The organism is uncultured Corynebacterium sp. (assembly GCF_945649885.1).
Lineage (GTDB): Bacteria > Actinomycetota > Actinomycetes > Mycobacteriales > Mycobacteriaceae > Corynebacterium.
Genome location: NZ_CALZFS010000092.1, coordinates 1 through 11,698, shown reverse-complemented (window position 1 = coordinate 11,698; position 11,698 = coordinate 1). Strand labels below are relative to the sequence as shown.

12 protein-coding genes and 1 pseudogene are annotated in these 11,698 nt (G+C 59.1%); 9 read left to right on the top strand and 4 right to left on the bottom strand.

What is annotated here, in order from left to right; all coding sequences use genetic code 11:
- Positions 1-843 (top strand): UDP-galactopyranose mutase (locus Q0M74_RS10135; protein WP_293954032.1); only part of this gene is annotated, 843 nt, incomplete at its 5' end.
- Here the strand turns inward: Q0M74_RS10135 and Q0M74_RS10130 are convergent.
- Entirely contained in the window at positions 840-1,127 is a 288-nt protein-coding gene (locus tag Q0M74_RS10130) for a hypothetical protein (RefSeq protein WP_293954030.1), read from the bottom strand. The genes Q0M74_RS10135 and Q0M74_RS10130 overlap by 4 nt on opposite strands.
- An 85-nt stretch (positions 1,128-1,212) precedes the next feature.
- Positions 1,213-1,530 carry a hypothetical protein gene (locus Q0M74_RS10125; protein ID WP_293954028.1) on the bottom strand — a complete coding sequence of 106 codons (318 nt, stop codon included), beginning with the start codon at positions 1,528-1,530 and terminating at the stop codon, positions 1,213-1,215.
- Between the two features lie 130 nt (positions 1,531-1,660).
- Here Q0M74_RS10125 and Q0M74_RS10120 point away from each other — a divergent pair, with 130 nt between their 5' ends.
- From Q0M74_RS10120 to Q0M74_RS10105, 4 genes and pseudogenes are all read left to right on the top strand, one after another.
- Positions 1,661-2,230: a phosphoesterase gene (locus tag Q0M74_RS10120; RefSeq protein ID WP_293954026.1), complete on the top strand. Its 570-nt coding sequence runs from the start codon at positions 1,661-1,663 to the stop codon at positions 2,228-2,230.
- Positions 2,231-2,235: 5 nt separating this feature from the next.
- Complete coding sequence (locus Q0M74_RS10115; RefSeq protein ID WP_293954035.1) at positions 2,236-2,736, top strand: phosphatase PAP2 family protein; 501 nt, start codon at positions 2,236-2,238, stop codon at positions 2,734-2,736.
- 7 nt (positions 2,737-2,743) lie between these two features.
- Positions 2,744-2,911, top strand: coding sequence for a hypothetical protein (locus tag Q0M74_RS10110; RefSeq protein ID WP_293954024.1), 168 nt, complete (start codon positions 2,744-2,746; stop codon positions 2,909-2,911).
- 92 nt (positions 2,912-3,003) lie between these two features.
- Positions 3,004-3,111 (top strand): annotated as a pseudogene (locus Q0M74_RS10105) (F0F1 ATP synthase subunit B); the annotation flags it as partial.
- Between the two features lie 138 nt (positions 3,112-3,249).
- On the opposite strand, the gene Q0M74_RS10100 reads toward Q0M74_RS10105, so the two are convergent.
- Both Q0M74_RS10100 and Q0M74_RS10095 read right to left on the bottom strand, forming a co-directional pair.
- Complete coding sequence (locus Q0M74_RS10100; protein WP_293954022.1) at positions 3,250-4,647, bottom strand: DUF5129 domain-containing protein; 1,398 nt, start codon at positions 4,645-4,647, stop codon at positions 3,250-3,252.
- Positions 4,648-4,703: 56 nt separating this feature from the next.
- On the bottom strand, positions 4,704-6,023 hold the full coding sequence (locus Q0M74_RS10095; RefSeq protein WP_293954019.1) for an MFS transporter: 1,320 nt from the start codon (positions 6,021-6,023) through the stop codon (positions 4,704-4,706).
- 334 nt (positions 6,024-6,357) lie between these two features.
- Between Q0M74_RS10095 and Q0M74_RS10090 the strand changes: the two genes are divergently transcribed.
- From Q0M74_RS10090 to zomB, 4 genes are all read left to right on the top strand, one after another.
- Positions 6,358-8,328, top strand: coding sequence for a glycosyltransferase (locus Q0M74_RS10090; RefSeq protein ID WP_293954017.1), 1,971 nt, complete (start codon positions 6,358-6,360; stop codon positions 8,326-8,328).
- Complete coding sequence (locus tag Q0M74_RS10085) at positions 8,318-8,836, top strand: phosphatase PAP2 family protein (RefSeq protein ID WP_293954015.1); 519 nt, start codon at positions 8,318-8,320, stop codon at positions 8,834-8,836. Before Q0M74_RS10090 ends, Q0M74_RS10085 begins: the two co-directional genes overlap by 11 nt.
- A complete protein-coding gene (locus Q0M74_RS10080) occupies positions 8,833-9,834 on the top strand; it encodes a decaprenyl-phosphate phosphoribosyltransferase (protein ID WP_293954013.1) in 1,002 nt (333 codons plus the stop codon). Before Q0M74_RS10085 ends, Q0M74_RS10080 begins: the two co-directional genes overlap by 4 nt.
- A 137-nt stretch (positions 9,835-9,971) precedes the next feature.
- The coding region (gene zomB / locus Q0M74_RS10075; protein WP_293954011.1) for a flagellar motor control protein ZomB at positions 9,972-11,698 on the top strand (1,727 nt) is incomplete at its 3' end.

Sequence of the window (11,698 nt, the reverse complement as noted above, 5' to 3'; positions counted from 1 at the left end):
CGCACCCTGATCAAGGAGCAGGCTTCTGAAATCAGCACCGAGGACGCCACCAACCTCGAGGAGAAGGCGATCTCGCTGATCGGCCGCCCCCTCTACGAGGCCTTCATCCGTGACTACACCGCCAAGCAGTGGCAGACAGATCCGAAGAACCTGCCCGCCGGCAACATCACCCGCCTGCCGGTGCGCTACACCTTCAACAACCGCTACTTCAACGACACCTATGAGGGCCTGCCTGTCGACGGCTACACCGCCTGGCTTGAGCGCATGGCGGAGCATGAGCTTATCGACATCCAGCTGGACACCGACTGGTTCGACGTCCGCGAGGACCTGCGTGCAGCAAACCCTGACGCCCCTGTCGTCTACACCGGCCCACTGGACCATTACTTCGACTACGCCGAAGGCAAGCTCGGCTGGCGCACCCTCGACTTCGACGCCGAGGTCTTGAACATCGGTGACTTCCAGGGCACTTCCGTGATGAACTACAACGACGCGGATGTTCCCTTCACCCGCATCCACGAGTTCCGTCACTTCCACCCGGAGCGCGAAGACCGCTACCCGAAGGACAAAACCGTCATCATGCGCGAGTACTCCCGCTTCGCTGATGAGAACGATGAGCCTTATTACCCGATCAACACCCCGGATGACCGCGAGATGCTGAAGAAGTACCGCGAGCGCGCCGCAGCGGAAGCCTCCGAGAACAATGTTCTCTTCGGCGGACGCCTGGGTACCTACCAGTACCTGGACATGCACATGGCGATTGGTTCCGCCCTGGTGATGTTCGACAACAAGCTCACCCCATTCTTCAACGATGGTGTGGCACTGACCCAGGAGCGCGGACACTAAACCGCCTCTAAAGTCAGAGAAACCGCCTGTAGCTCAATTGGTTGCAGGTGGTTTCTGCGTTTGTACATAAAGCCTTCAGAGAGCTTCACCCAGACCGGGTTTCTGCATCGTGGCCAGCTGAGTGTTTTAGCAACCAACACTACGACGATGGCCAGCCATGCCAGTTGGAAGAACGACAGGAGCATCGAGGGATGCAGGACCGTGGGGTCGTTGAGGGTGGGCAAGCGCCCAGAAAAATCATCCAAGCCGAAGGCGATGCTGATGATGAAGGCGACAGCAGTCAAAGACCAGCTTGCGGTGTGAGTCTCAACAGCCTGAGAAGTGGTGGATAGCCGATCTTCTGGAGCACAGTCATGGCGGGGCCACCTTCTATAAGGTGCTGAAAGCGCGTTGTTTGAGTGTCCGGAATGCTGTCACCGTGGCGAGAACAAACCAGATGATGCTGAACATCAAAGGGATGCCTGAGGGGTGAATGACAAGAAGGTCGTCTTCAACGGGGAGTGCCCAGGAATAGGCGCAGGCCAAGAATAGTGCTGAGACCAGAATTATCAGTCCGCTGAGAAGCCAGGTGGGTGTCAGCTCAATCAGCTGAATGCCAAAAACCACCGTGCCGAAGATGAGGGAGAGAATCCCAACTCCCCAGAACATATATGGGAACCAACTGGTGGAATCGACAAAGGCGAACATACTGAACAGGCTTAAGCTTGCGCCGAGTAGTAATAAACCTGGAACCAACGGGCCGATTCTGCGCAGAGTCTCCATAAGGGGCATTGTGCCCTATGAATCACAAAAATAGCCAGGTCTAGACTGAACACTCGTGAATGCTGAAAAACTGGCCCGCATTATCAGCGAGGTCTTCGCACCTTGGGTGCTTAATATAGGATTCTTCCTGGTGCTGGGGATGTACACAAGCTCCTGGGTGCCCGGAGTCATCGCAGCGGTGGGCACCGGGCTGGTGCCGATGGCGTTGATCCTCACGCTCATGAAGATGGGGCGCGTGGGTGATCACCATGTGACCTCCAGAAAACAGCGCAGCCTGGTCTATGCCGGGATCATCATCTGCGTGGTGGCACTCATCGTGGTGCTGTGGATGCTGGAAACACCCCGCCTGATCTGGGTGGGTGTGTTTTCTGCGCTGATCTTCTTAGGTGTGTTCGGGCTGGTCACCGTGAAGATCAAGGCATCCGTGCACGTCGGGCTGTGGGTGTGCCTGATCATCTTCCTCGGGCTGACTGTTAGCCCCTGGTGGTTTGTGGGTGTGGCTTTCACCCCGGTGACGGCGTGGGCGCGGATCCGGATCAAGCACCACACCATGCCGGAGATCCTCGCTGGCGTCGTGACCGGTGCGGTGGTCACAGCTGCCTCTTACCTCATCTTTTTGGCATGATCTCCATGGATCAATTGCTGCTGGATATCTTCCTTGGCATGCGGGTGGACACTCTGACACCCGCCATCATCGCCTTCACCCTGGCCACCGGCCCCACCCTGATGTGGCTCTACTCCCTGGTACTTGGGTTGCTCAGGCGCTCGGTATTTCCACCGGTGGCTGTTGGCGTGGCGAACCTGATCAGTCATTTCTCCAAGAAACTCCTGGGGAGAGCACGCCCTGATTCGGCCAATCACCTGGTGGAGGAGACAAACCACTCCTTGCCATCTGGGCATTCCGTGGGTGCTGCGGCTTTTGCCATGGTGATCACCCTGCTGGTGAAACGCTGGTGGGTGGGGATGGTGTGGATCCTCGCCATCCTGGTGGGACTGTCCAGGCTCTATGTGGGTGTGCACTGGCCCAGTGATCTGCTTGCTGGATGGGTGCTTGGAGCAGTCACTGTTGTTGTGATTTACCGGGTGTTTCTCAAACTTGGCTGGGGCACCAGCAGAGTCCTCAGAAGATAATGACCTCATGACCATGACTCATGAGGAACAAGCCAAGATCAGGAAGAAAGTTGCGAAGCTGGCCGTTAAAGCCAGCCTTAAAACCGGCGATATTCTGCCGCGTCGTATCTATGAGCTGGCTGGAGTCCCTGCGGCAGAGCATGCCCCTGGGGATCTTCAGCAGAAGAACATATAGGGATCATCTGGAAAATCAGGCATTTCTCTCATTAACTAGCCGGTTGGGGGTGCTAAGGTGGCGGAAACCATAAATTCTCTAAGGACAGATTAATGCCTGGATCCTCTCTCCCAATGGAATACAGCGACTCGATTCTACTGCCCAAAACCTATGACATCATCTGGTCCTTAGTCCCACTGCTCTTCCTGTTCATCTGCTGGGTGGCCATCGCTGTCATTGAACGCAAGCGTGGGAAGAGCTGGTCTTCAGTTATTCTGTGGTGCCTGCTCACGGTGGTCATTCCGGTGGCAGGCTTCTTCATCTGGCTGGTGTACCTGGCCGTGAAGTACCCACGATCATCACCAGCTGGAACCACCACCAGCACCAGAGAATCCACTGCTGAAGTTTGAGCTGGAGGAATAACCACTGCTTGATGAGGCCGCGGATGCCGCGCTGACATCAGCGGCATGCCAGGTGCTGATCATGTAGTAGGGCACGAAGGCGTTGTAGCCGGTGCCCACACGCCAGTCATTGTCATAGATCTTCGGGGTGGCGTGTTCGGTGCGTTCGACTTCCTCCATGTGGTTTTCCACACCGGTCAGTGCTGCGCCGTAGTCGCGGATCAGGCGGGCGTAGTCATCCATGAAGGTTGTGGAACTGGTGGACATACCTTCAATTCGGGTGATCAGTTCCTGCAGGGTGCCATCCAGCACGGAGTCTTTATCGTTGATCTCCAGTCGGGCTTCTTGGATATCCTCGCGTAGGCGGGTGAGTTCACGGCGACGTACCCCTTCATCGCCATGTTCCATGTCATAGAGGGTGTCGATGTTCTTCTGGGCAGTTTCCATCTGGGTGACCGCGGTGTGGGCCTTCTCAATGGAATCAGCATGCTTAAGGAAAGCCTTGTTCTCAGAGGATGCAGACAGGTCCCCGAAGGTACCGAAGGTGTCATTGACCTCCAGGAAACGGGAATTCACATCATTCCACTGACGGCGGAGTTCATCATCGGCCAGGGGAGAGGTCAGTGAATGGGCGCGCACATTGATACCATCCAGCTGCTGGGCTACCTCGCCATAGTGCTTCTGCGCGTAGTCAAAGTTCTTTCGTGCTTTTTCGGCCTTGGCCTTGCGGCTGGCTGAGGTGGCCACTGCGGCGATGCCACCACCTACTGCGGCGATACCGCCGATGATGCCGCCCACGATCCACCAGTTGGTTTCGCTTTCCTCCTCGATCACGGAAGGATCGGCCACGGATTGGGCGCCGGTGAGCATAGCCATGGCGGTTCTATCCTCTTGAAGCAGCGGCCGCATGGAATTATTGATCCCGCTGTAGCGGGCCGGATCGGCGATGTTGAGTACGGCAGCCACATCATTGCCGGCATATGAGCCCATGGTGTTGGGGTCAAAGCCCACGGCCACGATCACCTCGCCGGGTGCGAAGGAATCCTCCTGGATCCACTCGGGGTGCTCGGCCCGGAGGTAGTTCTCAACATCATCATTGATGTTGTCGGTGCCGCCTTCCAGGGTGATGTACCGGACCGCCCGGACCTCATCGGGGAAGTCGATCTTCGCGGTGTCCGTGATCAACCACTGTTCATCCTCATCGGAGATCTCCTCCGCGTTGTCCAGCACCATGACCTCGAGACCGGTCATGGTGTCCTGAGCGGAGGCGGAGGTGGTCATCAGTGGTGAGGAGAGCAGCAGTAGGGTGCCTGCCGCCAGTCCGGCGGAAACTCGGATCAACATTCGGGGTGCCATGTCCGCCAGCGTAGGTGTGCAGAGAGTACTTCCTCAATGAAAAAGGAAGATTGTGACTAATTCTCCACCAACACCCGGGATGGCACAGCAGCGTGGACCTCATGGTGCATGCTCAGGCGACGCAGTGTGGTGGCACCCAGAATCATGATGACACCGACCAGCAGGTAGATGTGGACGGGGGAGATACCGGCGTCGATAAGCACACCCACGCCCAGTGGTGCCAGGATGGCACCCAACCTGCCCACACCGAGCGCCATGCCCACACCGGTGGTGCGGATACCCGCGGAGTAGACCTGTGGGGCCAGTGAGTAGAGACCGGCGATGCAGCCGTTGAGCAGCATGCCGGTGACCACACCGAGGGTGAAGGCGATCGCCGGAATGGAGATGCTGGAAATGAAGGTGACCAGCAGCAGGGCAGAAGCCACGCTGAAGACCATCAGGGTGCCACGCGCACTGAAACGGGTGGTCAACCAACCGTAGATCAGTGATCCGAAGGAACCACCCAGGGTGAGCAGGAGACCACCGAGGATGGACTGCTGTGTGGACATACCGGAATCTTCCAGCAGCTTCGGGGTCCAGGAAGACGCCACCTGAAAACCGATGGTGATCAGGGCAAATGCCGCCCAGAGCTTGAGCGTGTTGCGTTTGAACGCCGGGCTGAGCACCGCGCTGATGCTGTTCTGACGCTGCTGCTGCACCTGCTCCAGGCTGAACTCCTCCTTGATCCCTAAGCGGTAGGCGATCTGTTTCGCTTTGCCGAGGGCACCACGGGTACGCAGATAATCAAAGGATTCAGGAATGAACGCCCACACCACGGCGATGCCTGCGGCACTGAGGGCAGCGCCCACCAGGAACACGGCACGCCAACCCACACCCGGGATGAGCTCCGCGGCGATGAGACCACCAAGAGTGGCGCCCACGCCATAACCGGAGGCGTAGATGCTGATCGCCATGCCACGGTTGCGTTTATTGGAGTATTCACTGGTGATCACGGTGACCACGGTGAGCACACCACCCACACCGATACCGGTGAGGAAACGGGCAGCACCCAGTTCACCTGCGGAGGAGGCGAAACCGGACCAGAGTAGGCCGATGCCGTCGATGATGAGTGCTGCCAGCAAAATGGGCTTGCGGCCCAGGCGATCACCCAGGGGGCCAAGTGTGAGGGAACCAACGCCCATGCCGATGAAGCCGAGACTGATCACCAGCCCGAGTTGGGAACCGCTCAGCCCGAATTCGGCTGCCACGGAATTGGCGGTAAACGCCATGGCCAGGATGTCATAACCATCCATGGCGTTGAGAAAAGTTGCGATAGCAATGATGAACCATTGGTACCGGGTCATCGCCCGGGCATCAATGAGAGTACGGATATCCATGTTTATGCGTGCCTTTCAAGCAAGATTCAGCAATAAAGGGGCACGCTTGCCTGCGATAAACCGGGGCTCCGGTAGTTGGAAGCGCAAGAAACCTGTGAGTTCAGGTAGGGAACAAACGTAGTTCACATCACTTGGCAGACCAAAGCTTAAATGAATTAAATTCATCAGACCGGCAGTTGGGGAGGGCCAGGAGAAGGCCACGGGGGTCCGCTGGGAGGGGACTGGCATGGAACTTCCAGGATTCCTGCGGCGCGTAAGTTCTGTGAACAAGGGGTGCTGATACTACGCTTGAGGTCGGATAATTGTGAGTTCAATGAAGGGTGAAGATACGTCAATGAGCACAACAAACCTGGCAGTTGAGCAGCTACAGCGCGTGCTCCTGCCGAGGCGAGGCGAGCCGCATGATGTCAGGTCCCTGTACCTGCTCGAGGCGGACATCAACAAGGAGCGCCTGGAATGGGAGGACCGTTTCAGCGTTTCCGTGCCTGCCGGTGCTGAGGTGTCTTTCCAGACCTACTTCAACGCATTTCCCGCCAGCTACTGGCGTCGCTGGTCACAGCTGGATTCCGTGATCCTGAAACTGGAGATCAAGGGCGAAGCCCGAGTGGACCTCTACCGTTCCAAGATCGACGGTGCCCGCATCGGCATCACCGGATCCGTGGTCAAGAATGAGACCATCGAATTCGAGGTGTCGCTAGCGCCCTTCGAGGACGGTGGCTGGATCTGGTTCGACCTCACCGCAGAAACTGACGCCGAGATCGTCCAGGCCGGCTGGTTCGCACCCACCGCCCCGAAGGCACAGATCATGCCCGATGGCACTGAAGTCGGCCCCTTCGAGGCACGTGCCACCATCGGCATCCCCACCTTCAACCGCCCGGCAGATGCCGTGGCAGCACTGGAGGCACTGGCCTCTGATCCGGCGGTGGATGCTGTGATCGACACCGTCATCATGCCGGACCAGGGCAATAAGCACCCCGCTGATGAACCCGGCTACAGGGAAGTCACCGAACACTTCGGTGAGCGCTTCTTCGAATTCCGCCAGGGCAACCTCGGCGGTTCCGGTGGCTACTCCCGCATCATGTTCGAAGCCCTCGGCGGCGTCGATGGTACCGGTGAGGCAGGTGCCAAGAAGAGCCCCTACATCCTCTACATGGACGATGACATCGCCATCGAACCGGACTCCGTGTTGCGCGCCCTCCAGGTCGCCCGTTATGCCAAGTCCCCCATGTTGGTTGGTGGCCAGATGCTCAACCTCCAGGAACGCAGCCACCTGCACTCCATGGGCGAGGTTGTCGGACGCCACGACTTCATGTGGACCTCAGCACCACACGTCCACTACGACCACGACTTTGCCAAGCACCCACTGCATGACCGTGGCAGTTATGACGACGAGCCGGATGCACCCAACTCCCGTGACCTGCACCGCCGCATCGACGTCGACTTCAACGGCTGGTGGATGTGCATGATCCCCCGCGTTGTCGCAGAAAAGATCGGCCAGCCACTTCCACTGTTCATCAAGTGGGACGACGCCGAATATGGCCTGCGCGCAGATGCCAATGGTTTCCCCACCGCCACCTGGCCCGGCATCGCCATCTGGCACATGGCCTGGTCCGACAAGGACGATGCCATCGACTGGCAGGCCTACTTCCATCTGCGCAACCGCCTCATCGTCGCCGCCATGAACTTAGACGGCTCCGCCGACGGCATCATCCGCTCCATGCAGAAAGCCACCTTCAAGCACCTGCTCTGCCTGGAATACTCCACCGTGGCCATCCAGAACGAAGCCATGAAGGACTTCCTGGCCGGCCCCGAGCAGCTTTTCGACGTCCTCGAAACCTCCCTGCCCCGCATCGCCGCCATCCGCAAGACCTACTCGGATGCCGTGGTGGTCCCCACCGCCGCAGAACTGCCCACCGCCACCGGCGCGCCGGGTGTTCCGACCAAGGACATCGGTGGCCGCCTGGCACCGATCAAGAAGGTCATGTGGCTGGCCAAGGGCCTGAAGCACTCCCTGTCCAAGGAGAACAAGGAACACCACGATGTTCCACAGGCTAACTTCGCGCCGATCGAAGCTCGCTGGTTCAGCCTGTCTCGGGTGGATGGTGCCACCGTCACCACCGCTGATGGACGTGGTGTGGTCTACCGCAAGCGTGACCGTGATCAGGCCAAGGAGCTGGGCAAGGAAGCCCTCCGCCTGCAGAAGCAGGTGGGCGAGCGCTTTGATGAACTGCGTACCCGCTACCGCAACGCCCATCCGGAACTTGTGAGCCGTGAGGCATGGGGGAGGATCTTCGATGAGCAATAAGAGCGACAACAGGGAAGTCCAGATTCTGGTTGACATCCAGAAAAACCTGCTGGGTGTGCCCGGGGTTCTCCCCACAGCGACCGGGCTGAGCCTGTTGGGCGAGCACGCCGCAGGCTGGCTCACCCTGGGTGCAGTGGGTGCGGTGGCGGACAAGCGTCGTCGCCGTTCCTGGGCAGGTCTGTTCCTGGCAGCACTGGGCAGCCATGCGGCATCGGTGATCATCAAGCGTATTGTGCGACGCAAGCGTCCGCATGACGCACTGATCCAGATCGGTGTGGGGACACCCTCCAAGCTGAGTTTCCCCTCCTCACATGCCACCTCCACCACCGCGGCGATGGTCTACCTGGCGCGCATCACGCGTTCTCCGTGGCCACTGTTGGGTATCCCGGTGATGGCATTGTCGCGTATGGTTCTCGGAGTTCACTACCCGACGGATGTGCTTGCGGGCACGATTCTGGGCGCAGCCACCGCCGAGGCCGTATATAAGACTGAAAGGGCAACCGCGTGAGCGACAAAGTAGCTGACAACCAGGAAACACAGCATGACTACCTGGGTTCTGAGCCACACACCTCGGCTCTGGTCAATGACGGCAAGAAGCGCCAGCCGCCGAAGAACCTCCCTGATGCGATGATCAAGGCACTGCGCCCCAAGCAGTGGGTCAAGAACGTCCTGGTGCTCGCAGCTCCGCTGGCGGCGGGTGCGGATGCGATCTTCAACCAGCGCACGCTTCTCGACGTCGCCCTGGCCTTCATCGTGTTCTGCTTTGCCGCGTCCTCCATCTACCTGGTCAACGACGCCCGCGACGTGGATGCTGACCGCGCCCACCCCACCAAGCGTTTCCGCCCCATCGCTGCAGGCATGCTGCCGGTTAGCCTCGCCTATGTGATGTCCGTGGTGCTCATCATCGCGGCCGTTGGTCTGTCCTTCCTGGCAACAGATGGCATGGCACTGGCTGCGGTGGTCGGCGTGTACATCCTGCTCCAGTTGGGCTACTGCTTCGGCTGGAAGCACCAGCCGGTGATCGATATCGCGCTGGTGTCCTCTGGATTCATGCTGCGTGCCATGGCCGGTGGTGTGGCCGCAGGCATCGAACTGTCCCAGTGGTTCCTGCTGGTGGCTGCGTTCGGTTCCCTGTTCATGGCCTCCGGAAAGCGTTATTCCGAGATCCTGCTCGCAGAACGCACCGGTGCCAAAATCCGCAAGTCCCTGGAGAGCTACACCCCCACCTACCTGCGTTTCGTGTGGACGATGGCGGCCACCGCCGTGGTCATCTCCTATGCACTGTGGGGCTTTGATCTCTCCCAGGCTTCCTCTGAGGCAGGTCCTTGGTACCAGATCTCCATGGTGCCTTTCACCGTGGCGATCCTGCGTTATGCCGCCGGTGTGGACACCGGTGACGGTGGTGCTCCGGATGAGGTGGCACTCAGCGACCGCGTGCTGCAGATCCTGGCTGTCGCCTGGATCATCTGCATCGTGATCGCGGTGTACATCATGCCGATGATTTAAAAAGGGGCAACCACCCCCGTGGTAGATCGCAGCACGCTGCGAAAACCAAATAATCCCAGTAAGCATGCCTGGAGCGACTCTCTGACCAGCATGTCCATTAACTGTTGAGGCCACATGCGGTGCTAGCATGTGGCCTCATGACGTTAACCACCCCACGTCCAGAATCAGTGGTAGAAAAGACGCCGAAAAAGGCACCCAACATCACCCTCATCACCGCACTGTTGGCCGCGGTGACCGCGGGTGTTTTCGCGTTCTGGGCAGGCTGGACTCGCAGGTGGATCAGTGATGATGGCCTGATCGTCCTGCGCACAGTCCGCAATCTCCTGGCCGGCAATGGTCCGGTATTCAACGCCGGTGAACGCGTGGAAGCCAACACCTCCACGCTCTGGCAGTATCTCATTTATCTCTGGGCGCTGATTTCCGATATGCGCCTGGAGGACATCGCCCTGTGGCTGGCCATCCTCTTCACCACCGGCGCTGCCGTCATCGGTGTGCTGGGAACCGCACACCTGCACCGCAACAAGGTGGCAGTGTTGTTGCCGGTCGGTGTGATCGGCTATTTCAGCCTGTCACCGGCGCGTGATTTCGCCACCTCCGGCCTGGAGTGGGGCCTGGCACTGTTCTGGATTGCGGTGTGGTGGGCCCTGCTGGTCCTGTGGGCGACTTCTGGGCCAGATACCAGGGGGCGACGTTCCACTGACCGTTTCAACGCCGGAGCGATCACCTATGTGTTGGCATTCTGGGCGGGTATCAGCTGGCTGGTCCGTCCCGAACTTGCCCTCTATGGAGGCCTCACCGGCATTTTGCTGTTGGTCACCGCACCATCCTGGAAGGTGATGCTGGGCATCATCGCGGTGGCTCTGCCTGTGCCGGGTGCCTATCAGATCTTCCGCATGGGCTACTACGGTCTGCTGGTTCCACACACCGCGGTGGCCAAGTCCGCCACTGATTCCATGTGGGGCACCGGTTGGGATTATGTCCTCAACTTCACCGGTCCGTATAACCTCTGGCTGGGGCTGGCTCTGCTGATCGCAGCGGGACTGGTGACAGTCTCACGGATCCAACATGATGTTTTCTCGCGTTCTTCCCGCCTGGAACTGCGCAACCCGACGATGGTCATCGCTCTGCTGGTGATCTGCGCCCTGGTGCACTTCCTCTATGTCATCCGCGTAGGTGGTGACTTCATGCATGCCCGCATGCTCCTGCCACCTCTGTTCGCTCTGCTGCTGCCCATGGCGGTCATCCCCATCAACGTGATTGACCGCACCTGGCAGGACCTGGTGTCCGGCATCCTGGTGCTCGCCGTCTGGATCTGGTCCACTGTCATCTTCGTCAACGGCCATGGCTGGGACAGCGAAGAAGGCGGCGACGTGGTGGATGAGCGTGAGTTCTGGATTGACTTCACCAACCGTGATCATGACAACCCACCGCTGTACGCGGAGGATTTCCTCACGGTGCAGTCCATGACCGACTACGTGGAGGTCATGGAGGACCAGACCCTGGCGCAGCCCACCGGCCAGCAGCTGGCCATCAAGACCCAGGATGGCAACGGTAACTCCTGGATCACCACCCCGCGTCTTGAGGACATGGAGGCGGGGGATCTTGCCTACCTCCCGCCGACCGTCTTCATGGTGAACCTGGGTATGACATCCATGAATGCTCCCCTGAATGTCCGGGTCACTGATCTGATTGGTCTTGCCACGCCATTGGCGGCACGTCAGCCACGTATTGAAGATGGACGTATCGGCCATGACAAACTCATGGCGCTGGAATGGCAGGTGGCGGAATCTGCAACACCATTGATGTTCACCCCGGGGTGGATTGATCCGGAGAAGACCTATGAAGCCCGACAGGCATTGAGGCA

What these genes read in the sequence shown, in the direction of transcription:
- Q0M74_RS10125 (WP_293954028.1), bottom strand. Translation starts at nt 1,530, where the DNA reads ATGTTCGCCTTTGTCGATTCCACCAGTTGGTTCCCATATATGTTCTGG.
- Q0M74_RS10115 (WP_293954035.1), top strand. Translation starts at nt 2,236, where the DNA reads ATGGATCAATTGCTGCTGGATATCTTCCTTGGCATGCGGGTGGACACT.
- Q0M74_RS10110 (WP_293954024.1), top strand. Translation starts at nt 2,744, where the DNA reads ATGACCATGACTCATGAGGAACAAGCCAAGATCAGGAAGAAAGTTGCG.
- Q0M74_RS10100 (WP_293954022.1), bottom strand. Translation starts at nt 4,647, where the DNA reads ATGGCACCCCGAATGTTGATCCGAGTTTCCGCCGGACTGGCGGCAGGC.
- Q0M74_RS10095 (WP_293954019.1), bottom strand. Translation starts at nt 6,023, where the DNA reads ATGGATATCCGTACTCTCATTGATGCCCGGGCGATGACCCGGTACCAA.
- Q0M74_RS10090 (WP_293954017.1), top strand. Translation starts at nt 6,358, where the DNA reads ATGAGCACAACAAACCTGGCAGTTGAGCAGCTACAGCGCGTGCTCCTG.
- Q0M74_RS10085 (WP_293954015.1), top strand. Translation starts at nt 8,318, where the DNA reads ATGAGCAATAAGAGCGACAACAGGGAAGTCCAGATTCTGGTTGACATC.